Raw genomic sequence first — 18,964 nt, 5'->3', positions numbered from 1 at the left:
CCGGATCGGGGACTATATCGAGTGGTGTGACGAAAGGAATACGGCCGGTCGTAACTATCCTGTTATCGGCATAAATAGAGATAAAACATTTATGCCAACGGTTGCCAATCTGGATGGTGTTGATATTAGAGCCTGTCGTTTAAATTTTCCAATAAAGTCTTCAGACTGGAGATGCAGATTTTCCGGAACTCTCCGGCTTTTAGCCATAAAGAGGCAAAGTCATGAAATCGCGGGGAAGCGTCTGCTTTCGGATGCAGACCGTCCTTTGATCTCATGACTTTGCGTAGAAACATTCCTTTCAATACAGCCTTATCCGCTGTGTCGGAATGTTTTGCAGGCAAAAATCAGTGCATTCGTTGCCGTGTCATCGTTCATGCCATCAGTTGCTTGTCGGATTCTGAGTCAGTGTAGAGCCGCTTGGATAGGCATCGATAGCTGATTGCGGGATGAAGTAAACCACGCGATAGTCCGTAGCCGGGATGTCTTCCGTCGCATTGTGCGGACCCGGATACCTTCTAACCAGCGAATCACCGTTGCGGAACACGTCATAGCTGCGTTCTGCCTGATATGCAAGTTCCAGCTGGCGTTCCTTGTCGACCAGTTCCGATGCCGTGGTTGCATTGAACTCGCTTGCATCGTATTCGCCTCCCGTAATGGCACGCCCGCGGATGGTATTGACATCGTTCATTGCCTCATTGATGTTTCCCATTTTCACATAGGCTTCGGCACGGTTAAGATACATTTCGTCCAGACGGGAGATGATGGGCGAATGGAGCTGTGAATCCAGACCATCCTCGCGCGAGCATTTCGTGATATAGAACTCAGGGTAGCCGTTGTTGAGAGTGATGTAATAGTCAATGACTCCCGTGTATGAAACGCCGCCGTAATTGATGGTGTAGTATTCTTCATCGGAATCTCTTCCGTCAGTGGGAGTCAGCGTGTAAGTTTCTTCTCCCTCCGTGCATGACGTATGATCGGCGTTCACCGTCAGTTGTTTGTAGATATATCCCGTATTGGCCGAGTTGGGAGTGATGAAGCGGAACACTTCCGTGTAGTTTCCGTCGTCATCCTGCTCGTATTGCGGCTCGATGAAGGCGGCGCGGACATCCACGATGTTTTCCTGATCCGGACGCCAGTCGTTGCGGCCCGTTTCGTCCAGCAGCTCAAGGTATTTGGCGCTGGCGTACATCTCTCCCCAGCCCATTCCTCCGATGTTCGAGTACATCCCACCGACAGTATAGTAGTAATCATATCCTGAAAATTCGCTGGCAAGCCGTTTTACGACGAATATGTCTTCGGAGTAGTTCTCCGGAGTTGTCCGGCTCGAATTCATATAGTCATCGCGTGAGGCCAACGTGTATTGTCCGGAGTTGATTACTGCATCGGCATAATAGCGTGCCGAATCTGCATAGGTTGTGTTCGGACTTTCATAAGTGCCGCTCATATACAGATAGATGCGCGAAAGCATGGCTTGGGCTGCTTCTTTGGAGGCATAGGCAGGGCCGTCGTCGCGGGTCAGTGTCGCTTCGGCTATTCGCAAGTCATAGATGGCCTGCTGGTAGGTTACTTCCACCGTAGACCGGTCGGGCAGGCTCAGGTTGTCCATGTCATCAGGCGTTCCGTTGACGATGGGCACTCCCAGATTCGTTTCCGGGCTCTGGTAATAAGGGCGGCCGAACGCACGGCACAGGTAGAAATACATCATGCCCCGGATATAGTGGCATTCGCCCAACTGACTGAGGATTTTAGCATCTTCGGTTTCGCCTATCATGTCGATGATGTTTGACGCTTGGGCAATGGCCTTGTAGCCGTAGTCCCAGAAATTCTGCAGGCGGTAGTTGTCCGGAGTGCGCGAGAATGTGATGAACTCGTAGAAATCGTCGGTGGATGAGCCGCGGATCATCATATTGTCACCTGCGTATTCTCCCAGGCGGTGCATCGGGTCGGACCATGTCTTTAACTGCGCATATGCTCCGTCAATCAGGCTGCTTAATGTTTCAGACGGATTTGATGTGACCTGTTCGGATGCCACGCTGCTGGTGGGGAAACGGTCTAGGTCGCACGAGCTTAAACCTCCGGCAATCAGGGCCGAGGTCAGAACTATTGAAGTAAATATGTTGTTTCTCATAAAATCGCTGTTTAGAAAGTTAAGTTGATGCCAAACATGAATTTGCGGGTAGTAGGATACGAGATATTGGCCGTACCTATCGACTTGTATGTGCCTGTATCTTCGTCGTAAGATGCTGAAATTTCAGGGTCAATGCCTGAGAATCCTGTTATGGTGAACACGTTCTCAGCCATAAAGTAGATGCGCATGTTCTGGATGTAATATTTGGGCAGCTTCAGGTTATATCCGATAGACAGCGACCGGAGCTTCAGGTAATCTCCGTCTTCCAGGTATCTGGTTGATGCGCTGTTGGAGTTGCTGTCGTTTCCGTAGCTTGCCAGCGGGTGGGTGGCTATGTCGCCCGGTTTTTCCCAGCGGCTCCATCCGTCCATCAGTTTCATCTGGTTTCGGTCGGTATAGGCTCCGTCGGAGTCGTACTCCTGACGTGCATAGTTGTAGATCTTGCCGCCGATGGAGAATCCGAATGAAGCGCTGAGGTCAATGTTCTTCCATTGCACGAACGTGTTGAATCCGCCGAACAGGTCGGGCGAAGTGGATTCGGTTATCACCTGGTTGGCTTCCGAGTAGTTGCTTGTCGTTTCACGGCTGCCTTCTTCATCGTTCACGTACCATAGCGGTGATCCGGTTTCGGGATCAACTCCTGCCCATTCGCGCAGGTAATAGCAGTCGGTTCCGTATCCCACCTTCAGCACTTTGTCTGCGGCTCCGGCAATGTTCGTGTCGTTTCCTCCTCCGCCTATGATCGTCAGATCCGGGTCGTCACCGTACAGTTTCTCTACCGTGTTGACATTGTGTCCCAAGTTCAGGTCTACGCTCCACAACCAGTCTTTCGTGCGGACGATATCGCCTCCGATGGTCAGTTCGATACCTTTGTTGCGGACCTCGCCCACATTCTGCCAGCGGCTGGTCACGCCAGTCAGGCCGGATACAGGCACCTGATACAGAGCGTTCTTCGTATATTTGTTATAGTAGTCAAATACCAAGCGCAGGCGGTTCTTGAAGAAGTTGGCGTCGATACCGATTCCGCCAGTGTAGGTCGTTTCCCATGTGAAGTTGCTGTTTCCTACCTGGCTGATCAGCAGGGCAGGCGTTCCGTTATAGTTTGCGGAAGCAGAATAAAGGTCATACGACGGATAGCGTGCGTAGGGAATGTTTCCTACCGAACCGTAAGAAGCACGGAGCTTCAGCATATCCACCCATGGGGCATTGAACCAGCTTTCCTGATGGATGTTCCATCCTGCACTGATTGAGAAGAAGTTACCGTATTTGTTGTTTGCTCCGAAGTTTGACGCGCCGTCGCGGCGGATTGAGGCTTCAGCCAGATACTTGCCGTCGTAAGCATAGTTGGCCTTCATGAAATAAGACTGTTTGGCCCATTCAGTCAGGCTTCCGCCTACGGCTTCTGGAGTAGATGTAGCGTCAAGCACGCCCACGCCGGATATAAGTCCCGTACCAGTAGCCGAAATGGCTTTGTCGCGCGTAGAGAGGAACTCATAGGCCAGCAATGCCTGTACGGAGTGCTTGCCGAAAAGCTTGTTGAAAGTCAGGTACTGGTTGGTGTACAAACGCGTGGAGTTGCTCTGGTATTCGCTCACACGTCCCTGAACACCCGAAGCGCTGTCGGTGTTGGGGTCTGTGTATTGCGAATAGTAGTAGCCTCTGTAGCGGTAGCTGTTTACAGAAGTAAATGTCAGCCAGTCTGTGAACTTGATGTCAAAGTCAAAGTTTCCGGAGAACTCGTAAGTCTTGTAGTCCGTATGGTCGCCGTTGGCAAGCGCGTTGAGGTAGTTCGTATCTGACGAGTCTACCCAGCCGCTGTAGCGGTCCGGCACCAGATTGCCTTCTTCATCATACGGGCTGTCCCACGGGAACATGGTGTACATTGACGTTACGTCATATTGCGCATCGTATGTGTCGATCATTGACCCTGAAACGTTAGGCTTGATTGTCAGCCATTTGACGGGCTGGTATATGGTGCGGTAGCGGAAACTGTAGCGTGTATAGTCGTATCCTTTTACTGCGCCCGATTCGTCGTAATATCCCAGTGAAAAATAGGAGCGTATCTTTTCGTTGCCTCCCGAAAGCGAAATGTTATAGTCTTGAGTGAAACCTGACTGTGAGGCGAGATCCCACCAGCTGAAGTCAGCGTTCCGCAGGTCCGAATTATAACGGCTGAATGTGATGTCTTCCTGATTGGGAAACGAAGCGTAGTAGTCATAAAGTTCCGCACCGTTCATCATCTTCATGTTGCCGGTTGTCAGTCGGCTTATACCCAGCTTAACGGAGGCGTTTACAGTCATTTTTTCCACTTTGCCGGCTTTTGTAGTGACCACGATGACACCGTTTGCGCCTTGCGAACCGAAGATGGCGGTTGATGCAGCGTCTTTCAGCACTGTAAGTGTTTCAATGTCTGAAGGGTTCAGCACACCGGGATCTTCACCCACAATTACGCCGTCGATAACCCACAGGGGCGAGGTGCTTCCGCTCAACGTGGCGCGTCCGCGGATCTGTACGGCTCCGTTTGAGTCGGGCTGGCTGGAACCGGGAGCAACGTATACGCCTGAAATCCTGCCGTTCAGCATGTTCTCGACATTAGGCGTGGTGATGTCAGCCAGCTTTTCCTGTTTCAGTGTTGCCATAGCTCCAGTCAGGCTTTCCTTTTTCTGGACACCGTATCCTACAACGACAACTTCATCAAGTTCATGCGAGCTTTCTTCCAGCTTGATGTCATATTTTGTCTTCCCCGGGACAACTTTGATTGTAATGGTATTGTAGCCGATGTAGCTTATGGTAAGTTATGTGTTTTCCGCTACCGTCAAGATATATTCGCCGTTCATGTTGGTAATCGTTCCGACGCGCGGATTGTTTTTGTCTGCTATTGAGGCCCCGATGATGCTTTCCCCCTTTGCATCGGTGACAACGCCGCTTATCGTAACTTTCTTGGATTGCTGTTGCACCTTTGATGCTGCAACGGCTTGGTTTTCTGCCGGGATTGGATTTGTGCCGGCAATGACAGACGTGGAAACAAAGAGCATACTCCACAGGATGGTCGTTCGTGGGTACTCTCTAAACATGTGTACATAATTTCTCATGCTCGTGTCGTTTTGAAGTTAAACTTTAGTTTTTACACTCTGATTTATTGATACAGTATACTGTTTTTTATAGTATTTTGTCTAGACTTAATTTTATGCAATAATGAATTTATAGTAGTTAAGTTGTTGCAAATATACAAATATATTTTATCTGACAATATTCTTTCGTAGAAAAATATTAACAAGCAATATGTCAAAATAAATGAATAAATTGTGATTTTTAGTATTTGTTTTTCTGTGTAATTTGAGATTTTTGTAAATATTATTTGAACGTTTTTGAAAATGTTGCGGGATGGCAGGCGTTTTTTTAACTTCATTTTCGGGAAAGAGATGAAACTGTTTCGGCCGGTTGCTGGAAAAATGGATGCACATTTTGCCCGTTGGGACTAAAAGCCTGTCGTTTAAAACTCTAGGGAGCGGTGCGTGTTTGCGTGGGTTTGCAAAGCAGATTTGCCCATCTTCATAAATAATTGTATCTTTATCCGCTCAAAAATGCGATGTATGGAAAAAATAACTTTTGCCCCGAATGTCCTTTTGATAGACGCTGCCTGCCTGAATCGTGTAGGAAATGATATGGCGCGCCATTTTGCGCCGTTGGTGAATCGTGAACTTCCGAAGGCGGATTTGTCACTGCTGCTTGAATGCCTGGCTTTGGATGCCGGAGTGCAGCCCGGAGAAAATGAGATACAGGTCATATTTATTTATGACGGAAGCACCAGGCGGATGAACTTCTGTGAACCGTCGGATTTAGGCAAGGAATTGCATGATGTGGCTTTCAAAAGCCGGTTGGGAGAGTTCTCCATCTATAGTTTCCAGCCTTCAGGCATGGCCTCGCGTGAAGATTTGTTCATCGAGTCGCTCCGGATTATCGGCGAGTCGAAAGAAGCGCAGTGTGTTGGGGTTGTTCCCGATGAACCAGCTTATGGAAGCAAGGCAGCCGATGAGGTCAGCAAGTGGGAGAAGAAAGATAAAGCAACGCTGTTCGGCATGAATCCGCCGTCGCAGCTTTCTGCCAGATGGCAGTTTGAGATGCTGGGATACGCTGTGCTTCAGTCGCTGGGCATCCGTGCTGATGAACTTTAAGCGGGAGAGTCATGTCTGATTTCCGATTGAAGGCATTCTATAGTGTGGCGAAGAATCTGAGCTTCACCAAGGCTTCGCAGGAACTGTTTGTCAGCCAGCCGGCCGTGACCAGGCATGTGCATGAACTGGAAAGCATGTATCAGGTGCGCCTGTTTGACCGGAAGGGAAATACAATCTCTTTGACCGAGGCTGGGCGTGTGCTCATGGAGCATTGCGAACGGATTCTTGTCGAGTACCGCAAGCTTGAGTACGATATGCATCAGCTTAACAACGAGTGTGCCGGGGAGTTGAGGCTGGGGGCAAGCACTACCATTTCGCGTTATGTGCTTCCGCCCGTGCTGGCAAGGTTTACAGAACGGTATCCGAAAATAAATGTGTCGCTTATCGACATGAATTCCCGCCATATAGAGAATGCGCTTCAGGAAAACAGCATTGATGTCGGGATGGTGGAAGGAGTGTTCCGCGTTCCTAATCTCCGTTACGAGCCGTTCCTGTGTGATGAGCTGGTTCCTGTGGCATGTTGTTCGGGCAAGTGGAATGTTCCTGAGGAACTGTCGCTGGAGGAATTTGTCCGTATGCCTTTGGTATTGCGTGAGCGCGGTTCGGGAACGCTTGACGCCATTGAAATGGCTTTGTCGGAAAAAGGACTGAAACTTTCGTCACTGAACGTGCGTATGTATTTGGGCAGCACGGAGAGCATCAAGTCGTTTCTGCGTTACAGTGACTGCATGGGGATCGTTTCGGTGTTTGCTGTCGACCGTGAGCTTCGTTCGGGAGAGTTCCGGGTTGTCGATGTGGACGGCCTCCGCTTCAAACGCCATTTCTGTTTCGTTTCCGCCCAAGGGCAAGAAGCGGATACCGCTCTCAACTTCATTCAGTTTGTAAAGGATATGGTGAAGAACGTTTGAATGTTTTCATTTCTTTCCGAATTCCGGGTCAATCTTCAGCAAGGCGGTTACACCGAAAGTGGCGAGCGTGCAGGCCATGATCCAGACAAAGAAAAGCCGGTATCCTAAAGTTTCTTGCATCCATCCGGCAATCATGCCCGGAAGCATCATGCCCAATGCCATGAAAGCCGTGCAAATGGCATAGTGGGAAGTCTTGTGATTCCCGTCTTTTGAAAAATAAATCAAATAAAGCATGTAGGCGGTGAATCCGAATCCGTAGCCGAACTGTTCGATGAATATGCAGCTGTTGATGATCCACAGGCTGGAAGGAAGGGCGTAGCTCATGTATACATAAACGATGTCGGGGAGGGAAATGGCCCATACCATCGGCCATAGCCAGCGTTTCAGTCCGTGTCGGGACACGGCTATTCCTCCAAGTATTCCTCCTAAGGTCAGTCCGATGACCCCAAGTGTTCCTTGCGAAAATCCTATCTGTGCGGTAGTCATTCCCAGTCCTCCTTTTTCGGGCGGATCAAGCAGGAAGGGGATTCCCATCTTGGCCAGCTGCGCTTCGGGCAGCCGGTAGAGCAGCATGAAAAGAATGGCTGCCAGAGCCTGTTTCTTGCGGAAAAAGGATGCGATTGTTTCGCCGAATCCGCAGAGGATGTTGCGTGCCTGTATTCCCGCTTGTGCCGGACAATCGTCTGCCGGGCGGGGAAGAAGAAACGAGTGATAGAGCCACAGAGCCAGAATCATGCCGGAAAGGATAAAGAATGTGATGCTCCATGCATAGTCGATTCTTCCGCTTGTCTTTTCAAGAAATCCAGCCAGCATGATCAGAAGCCCTTGGCCTGCTATCGTGGCAAAACGGTAGAACGTGCTGCGGATACCCACGAACAATGCTTGCTGATGGCTGGTCAGACCGAGCATGTAGAATCCGTCGGCGGCGATGTCGTGTGTGGCGGAGCTGAAAGCGATAAGCCAGAATACGGCCAATGTGAGCTGGAAGAAACGGTCGGTCGGGATGGTGAAGGCGATTCCCGCCAGTCCGGCCCCTAGCAATAGCTGCATACTGACAATCCACCAGCGTTTGGTTTTGAGCAAATCGACGAACGGGCTCCAAAGCGGCTTGATAACCCATGGCAGGTTGAGCCAGCTGGTATAGAGGGCTATGTCCGTATTGGAAATTCCCATGCGTTTGTACATCACCAGCGAGAGAATCATTGCGGCTACATACGGAAGTCCTTCGGCAAAATAGAGGGTAGGCACCCATGCCCAGGGAGAAATGCTCTTTATGCGTGCTTTCATGTTTTCAATACAGTTTTCTGATGTCCGCCCCCTTGTAGTAATGGAGCAGGATTTCGTTATAGTTGTAGCCTTTTTCGCCCATTACGGCAGCTCCTATCTGGCAGAGTCCGACTCCGTGGCCCCATCCGGCGCCGGTCAGTTCGAACCATTCGGGAACGCCTTCCTTTTCCGGTCCCTTGTCGACAACGAATGCCGAACTGAACAGATGCGTTTCAGAAAGGACACGCCGGATCTCCAATTCTTTTCCGATGACCAGCGTCTTGTTTGTCCCGACAATTTTCAGTTTGCTGATTCTTCCGGACTTTCCCCGCTCTGCCGGTATCAGGTCGATGATGCATCCGTAGTCGCATTTCGTGTTCCGGCGGATCAGAGAAGCCAGTTCTTCTTGCGTGTAGCGCACTTTCCACCGGTAGAAATTGTCGGTTTGCTGGTCGTAGTTGTTCAGTATCTGTGCGATGATCCTGCTGTCATGCGTGTTGCAGAACGCTTCGGGAGTGCTTCTGATCCAGTGTTCCGCTTCCTTTTCATCGGTAAGGTCGGGCAGGTGTGATTCTTTTTCCGTGTCGCGCACGGCCGTAAGATAAGGATACGACTTGTCTTCCCAGCAATAGTTGAATTCTTCGCTTGCTCCTCCGCAGCATTTTGAAAACCGGGAGTCGCAGATAGCGTGCTTGTACATGAGCACCTGTCCGCGGGTTGCTTTCACGGCTTCGGCCACACTGCGGTTTGAAGCGCGGGTAATTCCCTGGTACCGTTGGCAGTGGTCGTCCGCACATACGTCAAAGATCGTATGGTCTTCACGGTCGTACCACCGGATATATTCCGTATCGGTCTTAATGAACGAGAAAAAGCCGTCGTGCTTCTTGCTGAGCGATTTCCGCTTCTCTATCTGTGCCAGCAGCCAGCTCCGTGATATTACGGCGTGGGCTTTCAGAAACTCCAGGGCGGAAGCGGCGTTCATTTCCGACGAGATGACGCTGGTCAGATACTCTTCTGCCGGCACCTGGTTGATTGCAGTTATTTTGCCTTCGTCAACTGTCAGCCGGAGCGATCCGAGAAACGTTTGCGTTTCCTGCTGTTCCCAATGGAAGTTGATGCCGATGGTGACATCATACAAAGAGAATGAGGCATTCTCCTCCAATGGCGTGAATGTCAGTTCCTGATAAAGGTTTCCGTTCCACAGTATGCCTCCTTCTTCGAAACTTACCTTTTGTTGCCCTTCTACGGTTTCTCCTTTGGCTATGTATTTGGCGTTCAGCGTGAAGTTTATTTCGAGGGCATTGACGATGCCTACATTTATTTCCGGTTCTTTCATAAGCTTAAAGTGATACCTCCTGATAGATTTTCAGAAGGTCTTCTTCTGTAATTTTTTCATAATCTTCTTTTCTTGCGGCAACGACGATGCCTGCCATGTCCAGGGCCCCCGGGCTGATGAGAAGTTGGGCTTCTCCTTCGGCATAGTAGCATTGCGGGCGGTGGACGGAGCGTGGAAAATAAGCGGTGACAAACCCATGCTGTTCGTCTTTCCATGCAAACAGGTTGTAGCGGGGTTCTGTTTCGCCCTCGTGTACGGGGAGTGTCCGCAGATAGTCTGATATCAGTCTGCTGCTGGAATTTGTTCCCTTGTCTGTCACGAAAGCGCGCACCGGACATATATATCCGTTTATCGCGTAGGCAATGCACGAGCTGCCGTCTTCCAGACGCTCGTATCCGCATTGGGTGGCTCCGGAAAGCAGTCTGTTCCACTGGCGGATGAAAGGCACATCTTTTTGGCGGACTGCCTGAAAGTGGAAGTGGTCGGGTGCCGAAGCGCCGCATCCGGCTCCATTATAGAATACGGTATATCCCTTTTCGAAATGTTTCTCCAGCCAGTCTGTCAGTCTTCCGGGAAGCTGGCGCGATTCTTTTCCTGCAAGTGTCTGCCATTCGTGGCACTCGCTTGAGAGCGTGAGGTGCCCCGGAAGGATGGGGTACGGATTGACCCGGAGGCTGAAGGCTTCGTCCAGTTCGATGCGGATGCTGTCCTGTAGCTCCGGCTTGTTGCTGATGCAGAGAAAGCACGGGCGCGCGTTGACCGATGCCCGGTCTGTTTTTGCGAAGGAGGACACGGCTCTTGCCGGGTTGAACTGTACCTGGATTTCGTTTCCGTTCAGACTGAAATGGCGCACGTGTATGCGGCTGAGCGCTTCGTGGTTGTTCCGCGCCTGTTCCCATTTGTCGAACTGGGAGGCGAAAAACGTTTCTCCCGACACATTGCTTGCAGGGTAGAGATATGACATCGGTCGTGATACCTTGTCTTTCCTGCGGCGGATTTCAAGCGTGCGCAGACTGTCCTTGTAGCTGTTGTTCCGGTTGACCTTGTCGATACTCAGGTTGGCATCGGAGTTTCCTTCCCACCGCCTGCAGAGGTAAAGCACGTCATAGATGCGTCCGATGCGGTAGTCGCGTGAAAAGGCCAGCCCCAATGCGTAGTCTTCTCCGTAGCTGGTGTTTGGCACCCGTATCTGTCGGAGCAGGGGAGTGTAGAAAGCGCGCGGCGCTCCCAGACCGTTGATGCGGAGCGCGTTGTTGTGTCCGTTCGTGTCGGTCCATTCCTGATGGTCAATGATTCCCGGAGGCAGGGTTTCCAGATTGAAGTCTGTCATCCGGTAAGAGCCGATGACCATTGCGCAACGCTCTTTGTAGAACTTGTCGACAATGCGCTGCAAGGTGTCCGGTCCGCTGTACAGGTCGTCGCTGTCCAGTTGCACGGCAAAGCGTCCGCATTGCGGATGATTGGCGGCCATGTTCCAGCATCCGCCGATTCCGAGGTCGTGGCGTGAGGGAATCAGGTGAATCACCCTCGGGTCGCCGGCAAATTCGTCAATGCATCCGGAGGTTCCGTCGGTCGAATGATTGTCGACGATGATGACGTTGTAGCGGAAGGTTGTTTTCTGGCCGAGTGCCGAGCGTATGGCGTCTTTTATGGTTCTTTCCCTGTTTCGTACCGGAATGATGACTGACGCTTCGCATGCAAAGTCTTCTTCTTCCGGAGCTATCAGCTTTCCGGCTGGCGGCAGATAGGCCCTTATGTTTTTCAGATAATAGGTGAAAGCCGTTTCGCGTTCCAGTTGGACAGCCCTGTTTCTGGGATCCACATAGTCGAACTGTTTTTCGCCCGACTTTCTGGCGTCATTTTCTGCGCGGGTATAGAGATATTCGCTGATATGGGTAAGCTCGCCTTGTTCAGACAATGCCAGCCGCAAGGCATACAGGGCCGAATACTGATATTCGGGCTGGGAGAGAATACGGTCTGATGCCTTTGCAAGCGCATCGGTTTTGAAGAGCATCAGCGGGCCGAAGTCGAAATCATCGCGAACGCTCCCCGGCTGGTAGTCGATGACGGGATGAGGCTGCCTCTCTCCGTTGAGAATCTGGTAATGGTCGGCATAGACCATCACGCTTTCCGGCGCGCTCAGGTAGTCGCACATCCGTTCGAGTGCCTGCTCGCCCAGTTCGAGCGGCTGCAGTGTCGTATATAATAAGGTATAGGGCGTTTTTGCATGGAGGGCTATCTGGCGTATGGTTCCGGTTTGTTCAAACGAATCCAGCGGGAGCGTCCGGCACTGAGGGCAGGCAGCTTCGGCCGCTTCCTTTTGCCCCGTAAGTAGGTATATCTGGTCTATATAGGGGTGCGACAATAAACTGTTCAGAAGTTTATTGAATTGGTTGTCAGTATGATAGAAAAGAAAACAAGTAATCGTTTTTTTCATGTTAAATACATTTTATACAGACAAAGATAGGGAATTATCTTATTTTTCTCTAACTTTGTACGCTAATTATATGAAATTGAATGTCTGCATTTGCAGGGCCTTCCCAAGGTGCTGAAAAGATAACGGCTCATTTTAATTAAGATAACGGCTCATTTTAATCAAGATGACGGCTTGTTTTGATGAAGATGACGGCTTGTTTTTTTGGCCGGAAATGCAGATGTTCATATACGTGAATTAAAACAGAACGACTATGGCAAAGACTCCTCTGTTAGGGAGAACGTTGGATGAATTGAAAGAGATTGTGTTCGGTTTGGGCATGCCCAAATTTACGGCCGGTCAGATAGCGTCGTGGATGTATGGAAAGAAGGTTTCTTCGATTGACGAAATGACCAATCTCTCGTTGAAGAACCGCGAACTGCTGAAAGCGTCTTATGAAATCGGATGCAGCGCTCCTGTTCACGAGATGCGTTCGGCCGACGGGACGGTGAAGTACTTGTTCTCTGTTTCGGAGGGGAATTTTGTGGAAACGGTTTACATACCCGAAGACGAAAGGGCCACCTTGTGCGTTTCTTCGCAGGTGGGATGCAAGATGAACTGCAAGTTCTGCATGACTGGAAAGCAGGGGTTTGCGCAAGATTTGACCGCCGCCCAGATTCTGAACCAGATTTATTCCGTGCCCGAGCGCGACACGCTGACAAACATCGTGTTTATGGGCATGGGCGAACCTTTTGACAATCTCGACGAGGTGCTCCGCGCCTTGGATGTGCTTACGTCGGACTATGGATACGGATGGAGTCCGAAACGGATTACGGTGTCGTCGGTCGGCCTGCGCAAGGGGCTTCGGCGTTTCCTTGATTTGAGCGACTGCCACCTGGCCATCAGCCTCCATTCGCCGTTCCCGGCGCAAAGAAAAGAACTGATGCCTGCGGAAAAGGCTTATCCGATTGCCGAGATTGTTGAAGAGCTGCGCCGCTACGACTTCAGCAAGCAGCGCCGCCTTTCGTTCGAATACATCATGTTCAAGGGAGTGAACGACAGCATGGTCTATGCGAAAGAGCTGGTGAAGCTTCTCCGCGGACTGGACTGCCGGATCAACCTGATCCGTTTCCACGCCATTCCGGGTGCAGACCTTGAAGGGAGCGAACCGGAAACGATGCTGGCTTTCCGCGACTATCTGACGGGGCACGGGATTTTTTCCACGATCCGGGCTTCCAGAGGGGAAGACATATTTGCCGCCTGCGGAATGCTTTCTACGGCAAAGCGGCAGAACATTGACTCAGAGTAATACAAGAATTTAAATATGGAAGGTAAAAGAATTAAAGTGGGTATTACCCACGGAGATATCAACGGAATCGGCTATGAAGTGATTCTCAAGACATTCTCTGATCCGGCGATGCTGGAGCTTTGTACGCCGGTTATTTACGGCTCTCCCAAGGTGGCTGCCTATCACCGGAAGGCGATGGACATTCCTGCAAACTTCAGCATCGTCAATACGGCTGCGGATGTGCAGGACGGACGGGTGAATGTGGTGAACTGCATCAATGAGGAGCTGAAGGTTGAACTTTCGAAACCGACGCCCGAAGCGGGCAAGGCTGCCGTTGCCGCTCTTGAGAAAGCGGTGGAGGAATACCAGGAAGGCTTGTTCGACGTGCTGGTTGCCGCGCCTGCAAACAAACAGTCCGTGCAGGCCGATTCGTCCGGCTTTTCGGGCCATGGCGCTTTTCTTCAGGAACGGGTCGGCGGCGGACGGAAAGCTCTGACCGTTCTGGTGAAGCGGGATTTCCGCATGGCGCTGGCCACGGAAGATATTCCGGTGCGTGAGATTCCGAAGACGCTGACCAAAGAACTGCTGGCCGAAAAGATCATGGCTTTTCACCGCTCGCTGAAAGTGGACTTTGGAATTGATTCGCCGCGGATTGCCGTTCTGGGCCTGAACCCTCATGCCGGTGACGATGGCTTGACCGGCACCGAAGAAAAGGAGGTGATAGCACCCGCCCTGTCCGAGATGGTGGCGAAGGGAATCCAGTGCTTCGGGCCTTATCCGGCCGATGGCCTTATCGGCTCGGGCAGCTTCTCCCGTTTCGACGGCATCCTTGCCATGTATCATGACCAGGGAATGATTCCGTTCAAGACGCTGGCTATGGAAGACGGAGTGAACTTCACGGCGGGTCTTCCGGTTGTCTGTTCCGCTCCGGTTCACGGCACGGCCTATGACATTGCAGGAAAGGGAATCGCATCGGAGAACTCTTTCCGTCAGGCTGTATATCTGGCTATTGACGTGTTCCGCAACCGGGTTCTGGAGAAAGAGATTTCTGCGCGTCCGTTGCGCAAGCAATATTACGAGAAGAAAGACGACAGCGACAAGCTGAAACAGCTTGATGTACCGGAAGAAGATTGATATGAAGTTTGCGATAATATCAGCCGGGGAAGGATCCCGGCTTTCACAGGAAGGAGTGAAGCTGCCCAAACCGCTGGTGCAGCTGAACGGAACAGCTATGATCGACCGCCTGATTCATGTCTTTGCCGAGAACGGGGCAGACGAAGTGGTCGTTATAATCAACAATGAAGTGCCGTTGACAAAAGCTCATTTGGCCGAGCTGGAACAAAAGTCGGAAGTCCCTTTGAGAGTGATCGTAAAGACGACACCCAGTTCCATGCACAGCTTTTATGAACTTAGCCCGTATCTCAGGGAAGACCGCTTTTGTCTGACTACGGTCGATACCATTTTCCGGGAAGACGAGTTCTCGGAATTTATCCGGGCTTTCAAGGCTTCCGGCAAAGACGGGATGATGGCCGTCACAGATTATATCGACGACGAGAAGCCTTTGTATATCGGGACAGACGAAAACCTGTCGATAACCGGATTCTATGATTCGGTGGTGCCCGGCACAAAATATATTTCGGGAGGCATTTATTGTCTGACACCGAAGGCAATCGGTACATTGGAGTATTGTATCAGTCACGGGATGGCCCGGATGCGTAATTTCCAGCGCCAGCTGGTTGCAGACGGCCTGAAGCTGGAGGCTTATCCATTTTCAAAGATACTGGACGTGGATCATGCCGGCGACATCGTGAAGGCAGAGGCTTTTTTGAACGGCAAGTGACAGACTTGTAAACGAATAAGAAAAAAGAAGAAGATAAATAATCGATAACCATGCAGAAGAATGGGAAAAAGATTCGGGTTGTAGGCGTGAGCCGAGGAAACGAGTTTTCTCCGAATCATGTGGGGAATGATGCGGCTATTTTCAGAGAAACGGCAGAAGAGCTGGCGAAGAGAGGATGCGAAGTCACATTGTTCCCTGAAAAAGAATTTGTGGCTCAGCACATCCAGGCAGACTTCATTTTTGACATGGCCCGTGACAGGGCTACGATTTCCAGGCTGAAGGAGCTGGAAGAAAACGGAGCGCTGGTAGTCAATTCAGGATTTGGAATCGACAATTGTGTCCGTCGGGAAATGACGGAGCGGCTTATTGCCAGCGGCGTGCCCCATCCGGAAAGTTTCATCATTCCTACCGGCGGCGAGTTTACGCCGGACATTTATCCTTGCTGGATAAAGAGAGGCGATTCGCATGCCATGGTAAAGGAAGATGTGGTTTATGTGGAATGCCGTGAAGAGGCCGAAGTGGTGATGGCCGATTTCCGTGCGCGGCACATACCGGTTGCGGTGGTGAACGAGCACCTCGTAGGCGACCTGGTGAAGTTCTACGGTGTGCAGCATACCGACTTCTTTTATGCATTTTATCCGACCGAGCAGTCGCACAGCAAATTCGGGCTTGAAGCCATCAACGGCGAGGCGAGAGGTTTCCCGCTTGATCTTGACAAGTTGAAGGCGTATGCCAACCGTGCTGCGGAGGCACTCAATGTGCCCATTTACGGCGGGGATTGTGTCGTGTCGTCTGCCGGCGAGATAAGAATCATTGACTTTAATGACTGGCCCAGTTTCGCGCGTTGCCGCAGGGAGGCTGCGCCTAAGATAGCCGAATGCATTTATAATCGTATCATTTCCAAACTGAACAGCAAATAAAGATGAGCGCAGAAAAGAAAGGACTTGAGGCTTCGTTCAAGTCGATGGATACAGAAGAGTTTCTTGACATTCATTTCAACCGCCCCATCGGTTATGCGTGGGCTTTGTTCTTCAACCGGTTCGGGGTGCACCCCAATGTAGTGACAGTGCTTTCGATCATCCTCGGCGTTTCGGCTGGAGTGATGTTTTACTTTCCCGACATGAAGCATACGGTCATAGGCATTATCCTGCTGATGTGGGCCAATCATTACGACAGCTGCGACGGGCAGCTGGCCCGAATGACAGGGAAAAAGACGCGCTGGGGGCGTATGCTCGACGGATTTGCCGGTGATTTGTGGTTCTTTGCCATTTATGCTGCCATCTGCCTGCGGCTCACCTTCCAGCCTTTGCCTTTTGGCATCGGAAGCGAAAGCGGAACGGTGTGGGGGGTGTATATCTGGCTTCTGGCTTATGTTTCGGGCATATTCTGCCATAGCCAGCAGTGTACGCTTGCCGACTATTACCGGAATATCCATCTTTTCTTCCTGAAAGGAAAGGCAGGGAGCGAGCTCGACAACTTCAAGCAGCAGAGGGAATTGTTCTACAGCCTGCCCTGGAAGCATAATTTCTGGTGGAAGCTGTTTCTGTATTCTTATGGAAACTATACGCGCAAGCAGGAGCGGATGACTCCGAACTTCCAGCGCTTCTATGCGTTGGTGCAGCAGAAATACGGTGACAATATTCCTCAGGAACTTCGTGACGAGTTCCGGAGCATGAGTCTTCCGCTGATGAAATATACGAATATCCTGACATTCAATACGCGCGCCATTGCGCTTTACGTTTCGTTGCTTATCGGCGAACCGTGGCTTTATTTCGTGTTTGAAATCATTGTGATGACCGCTCTGTTTACATACATGCGCCACCGTCACGAGGCGATGTGCGCCTTTCTCTATAACAAATACGCAGGATTATGAAAGAAAAATTCCGCAATATATTCTACATCTTCGGGATCTTTGCCATTGTAGTGATGCTTTTCACCTTCGACATGGATTACGGAGAGCTTTGGGCAAATATCCGCCGGGCGGGAGGATGGCTTCCCGCGGTGATTCTGCTCTGGGTGTTTATCTATTATCTCAATGCGTGGTCGTGGTATGCGATTATCTGCGACGGGAAGAGTGCAAGGGTTTCTTTCTGGAAGGTCTATAAGCTGACCATATCCGGATTTGCCCTCAACTATGCCACTCCGTCCGGACTGATGGGAGGGGAGCCTTACCGCATCATGGAGCTTAGCCCGTATGTGGGGGTAAGCAAGGCGACGTCTTCGGTGATACTTTATGTGATGATGCATATTTTTTCGCATTTCTGGTTCTGGCTCACGTCGTCTGTTCTGTATGTGTTTGTCGCTCCGCTGAATTGGGGGATAGGAATAATGCTTGCTGTTGTGGTCGGATTCTGTCTGCTTGCCATTTATTTCTTCATGAAAGGCTACCGGAACGGCATGGCAGTGCGCGCGTTGAGGATGCTTTCCCATGTGCCGTTCGTCGGGAAATGGGCGAAACGCTTCGGCGAGGAGCAGAAGGAAACCCTGGAGCGCATCGACTCGCAGATAGCCGAGCTTCACAAGCAGCGCAGGAGCACGTTTTATATTTCGTTGGGACTTGAGTATGCGGCGCGTGTCGTAGGCTGCCTGGAGGTGTATTTCATTCTGAATATTCTGACCACAGATGTCAGTTTTTTCGACTGCATTCTGATAATGGCATTTACCTCACTCTTCGCCAACCTGCTTTTCTTTTCGCCCATGCAGTTGGGAACACGTGAGGGGGGCTTTGCGCTTGCCACGGGAGGGCTGGCCATTCCGAGTGCGTTCGGCATTTATACGAGCCTGATAACCCGTGTGCGTGAATTGTTTTGGATTATAGTAGGGGTGATGCTGATGAAAATCGGCAACGGAACCGGTAAAATAAAGGAAAAAAATGAACAAGAAACTGAATGATATCCAAGGTGTGATTTTTGATTATGGCGGTACGATTGATACCAACAGCCGCCATTGGGCGGAAGTACTGTGGAGCAAATACGAGGAATTTCAGGTTCCCGTTGACAAGCAGAGTTTCCGGGAAGCCTACGTGCATGGTGAACGTACCCTGGCGCGTGTGCCGCTCGTAAGGCCTGAACACAATTTCCGCGATGTGCTCTGCATCAAGACCCGTATTCAGATCGACTTTCTGGTGGATGGAGGAAAGCTTTCCCGAGAGGATGCCGACGCTAAGAAATACGCTGCCTGCATAGCCGAAAGCTGCTATGATTATGTTCTGGAAGTCCTGAAGCGCACACGTCCCGTTGTGGAAACGCTGTCCAGGCGTTACAGGCTGGTGCTGGTGTCTAATTTCTACGGAAACATACAGACCATCTTGAAGGATTTCGGCCTTTTCAGCTTCTTTTCGGACATTATCGAGTCATCCGTCGTGGGAGTGCGCAAGCCCGATCCTGCAATCTATCGTCTGGGAGTGGAGGCGATGGGCTTTCCTGCCGGAAATGTGCTGGTGGTGGGCGATTCGTTCTCGAAAGACGTTGTGCCTGCCAAGAAAGTCGGATGCAAGGTTGCATGGCTCAAAGGAGAGGGATGGGGCAATGAAGAAACGGACGAATCGTTGCCCGATGTAATTATTGGCGACTTGCCTGACTTATTGCCTTACTTATTATAATGCGTGCGG

At 50.9% G+C, this 18,964-nt stretch carries 13 protein-coding genes and 1 pseudogene; 9 read left to right on the top strand and 5 right to left on the bottom strand.

What is annotated here, in order from left to right:
- Window positions 1-379: 379 nt before the first annotated feature.
- Together QUW60_RS07715 and QUW60_RS07710 are read right to left on the bottom strand one after the other, a co-directional pair.
- Window positions 380-2,128, bottom strand: a complete 1,749-nt coding sequence (locus QUW60_RS07715) for a RagB/SusD family nutrient uptake outer membrane protein (RefSeq protein ID WP_289559642.1) — start codon at window positions 2,126-2,128, stop codon at window positions 380-382.
- Window positions 2,129-2,139: 11 nt separating this feature from the next.
- Window positions 2,140-5,220 (bottom strand): annotated as a pseudogene (locus QUW60_RS07710) (SusC/RagA family TonB-linked outer membrane protein).
- Window positions 5,221-5,721: 501 nt separating this feature from the next.
- Here QUW60_RS07710 and QUW60_RS07700 point away from each other — a divergent pair.
- Both QUW60_RS07700 and QUW60_RS07695 read left to right on the top strand, forming a co-directional pair.
- Complete coding sequence (locus QUW60_RS07700; protein ID WP_258338756.1) at window positions 5,722-6,303, top strand: DUF6621 family protein; 582 nt, start codon at window positions 5,722-5,724, stop codon at window positions 6,301-6,303.
- An 11-nt stretch (window positions 6,304-6,314) separates the two neighbouring features.
- On the top strand, window positions 6,315-7,211 hold the full coding sequence (locus QUW60_RS07695; RefSeq protein WP_289559637.1) for a LysR family transcriptional regulator: 897 nt from the start codon (window positions 6,315-6,317) through the stop codon (window positions 7,209-7,211).
- 6 nt (window positions 7,212-7,217) lie between these two features.
- On the opposite strand, the gene QUW60_RS07690 is transcribed toward QUW60_RS07695, so the two are convergent.
- Genes QUW60_RS07690 through QUW60_RS07680 form a run of 3 tightly spaced genes read right to left on the bottom strand, consistent with a single transcriptional unit; the run spans window position 7,218 to window position 12,250 of the window.
- Window positions 7,218-8,498: an MFS transporter gene (locus QUW60_RS07690; RefSeq protein WP_289559635.1), complete on the bottom strand. Its 1,281-nt coding sequence runs from the start codon at window positions 8,496-8,498 to the stop codon at window positions 7,218-7,220.
- Between the two features lie 4 nt (window positions 8,499-8,502).
- On the bottom strand, window positions 8,503-9,813 hold the full coding sequence (locus QUW60_RS07685) for a SpoIID/LytB domain-containing protein (protein WP_289559634.1): 1,311 nt from the start codon (window positions 9,811-9,813) through the stop codon (window positions 8,503-8,505).
- A 4-nt stretch (window positions 9,814-9,817) separates the two neighbouring features.
- A complete protein-coding gene (locus QUW60_RS07680) occupies window positions 9,818-12,250 on the bottom strand; it encodes a DUF4922 domain-containing protein (protein WP_289559632.1) in 2,433 nt (810 codons plus the stop codon).
- Window positions 12,251-12,500: 250 nt separating this feature from the next.
- Here QUW60_RS07680 and rlmN point away from each other — a divergent pair, with 250 nt between their 5' ends.
- The 7 genes from rlmN to QUW60_RS07645 are packed head-to-tail and all read left to right on the top strand — an operon-like array spanning window position 12,501 to window position 18,955.
- On the top strand, window positions 12,501-13,535 hold the full coding sequence (gene rlmN / locus QUW60_RS07675; protein ID WP_289559629.1) for a dual-specificity RNA methyltransferase RlmN: 1,035 nt from the start codon (window positions 12,501-12,503) through the stop codon (window positions 13,533-13,535).
- A gap of 15 nt (window positions 13,536-13,550) precedes the next feature.
- Window positions 13,551-14,648, top strand: a complete 1,098-nt coding sequence (pdxA, locus tag QUW60_RS07670) for a 4-hydroxythreonine-4-phosphate dehydrogenase PdxA (protein ID WP_258338762.1) — start codon at window positions 13,551-13,553, stop codon at window positions 14,646-14,648.
- A gap of 1 nt (window position 14,649) precedes the next feature.
- Entirely contained in the window at window positions 14,650-15,354 is a 705-nt protein-coding gene (locus tag QUW60_RS07665) for a nucleotidyltransferase family protein (RefSeq protein ID WP_289559627.1), read from the top strand.
- Between the two features lie 50 nt (window positions 15,355-15,404).
- Entirely contained in the window at window positions 15,405-16,274 is an 870-nt protein-coding gene (locus QUW60_RS07660) for an ATP-grasp domain-containing protein (RefSeq protein WP_258338764.1), read from the top strand.
- Window positions 16,275-16,276: 2 nt separating this feature from the next.
- Window positions 16,277-17,227 carry a CDP-alcohol phosphatidyltransferase family protein gene (locus QUW60_RS07655; RefSeq protein ID WP_375337987.1) on the top strand — a complete coding sequence of 317 codons (951 nt, stop codon included), beginning with the start codon at window positions 16,277-16,279 and terminating at the stop codon, window positions 17,225-17,227.
- Window positions 17,224-18,246, top strand: a complete 1,023-nt coding sequence (locus QUW60_RS07650) for a lysylphosphatidylglycerol synthase transmembrane domain-containing protein (RefSeq protein WP_289559624.1) — start codon at window positions 17,224-17,226, stop codon at window positions 18,244-18,246. The genes QUW60_RS07655 and QUW60_RS07650 overlap by 4 nt, the downstream gene beginning before the upstream one ends.
- Window positions 18,227-18,955, top strand: a complete 729-nt coding sequence (locus QUW60_RS07645) for an HAD family hydrolase (protein WP_258338766.1) — start codon at window positions 18,227-18,229, stop codon at window positions 18,953-18,955. The genes QUW60_RS07650 and QUW60_RS07645 overlap by 20 nt, the downstream gene beginning before the upstream one ends.
- Window positions 18,956-18,964 lie beyond the last annotated feature (9 nt).

The sequence above is a fragment of the Bacteroides gallinaceum genome (assembly GCF_030373775.1).
Lineage (GTDB): Bacteria > Bacteroidota > Bacteroidia > Bacteroidales > Bacteroidaceae > Phocaeicola > Phocaeicola excrementipullorum.
The sequence above is the reverse complement of the archived record's forward strand: the minus strand, read 5'-3'. Positions and strand labels throughout refer to the sequence as shown.

Bases quoted from the DNA above. Each gene is read 5' to 3' on its own strand.
- QUW60_RS07645 (WP_258338766.1), top strand. From the start codon at position 18,227: ATGAACAAGAAACTGAATGATATCCAAGGTGTGATTTTTGATTATGGC.
- QUW60_RS07690 (WP_289559635.1), bottom strand. From the start codon at position 8,498: ATGAAAGCACGCATAAAGAGCATTTCTCCCTGGGCATGGGTGCCTACC.
- QUW60_RS07665 (WP_289559627.1), top strand. From the start codon at position 14,650: ATGAAGTTTGCGATAATATCAGCCGGGGAAGGATCCCGGCTTTCACAG.
- QUW60_RS07655 (WP_375337987.1), top strand. From the start codon at position 16,277: ATGAGCGCAGAAAAGAAAGGACTTGAGGCTTCGTTCAAGTCGATGGAT.
- QUW60_RS07700 (WP_258338756.1), top strand. From the start codon at position 5,722: ATGGAAAAAATAACTTTTGCCCCGAATGTCCTTTTGATAGACGCTGCC.
- rlmN (WP_289559629.1), top strand. From the start codon at position 12,501: ATGGCAAAGACTCCTCTGTTAGGGAGAACGTTGGATGAATTGAAAGAG.
- QUW60_RS07680 (WP_289559632.1), bottom strand. From the start codon at position 12,250: ATGAAAAAAACGATTACTTGTTTTCTTTTCTATCATACTGACAACCAA.
- QUW60_RS07650 (WP_289559624.1), top strand. From the start codon at position 17,224: ATGAAAGAAAAATTCCGCAATATATTCTACATCTTCGGGATCTTTGCC.
- QUW60_RS07715 (WP_289559642.1), bottom strand. From the start codon at position 2,128: ATGAGAAACAACATATTTACTTCAATAGTTCTGACCTCGGCCCTGATT.
- pdxA (WP_258338762.1), top strand. From the start codon at position 13,551: ATGGAAGGTAAAAGAATTAAAGTGGGTATTACCCACGGAGATATCAAC.
- QUW60_RS07685 (WP_289559634.1), bottom strand. From the start codon at position 9,813: ATGAAAGAACCGGAAATAAATGTAGGCATCGTCAATGCCCTCGAAATA.
- QUW60_RS07695 (WP_289559637.1), top strand. From the start codon at position 6,315: ATGTCTGATTTCCGATTGAAGGCATTCTATAGTGTGGCGAAGAATCTG.
- QUW60_RS07660 (WP_258338764.1), top strand. From the start codon at position 15,405: ATGCAGAAGAATGGGAAAAAGATTCGGGTTGTAGGCGTGAGCCGAGGA.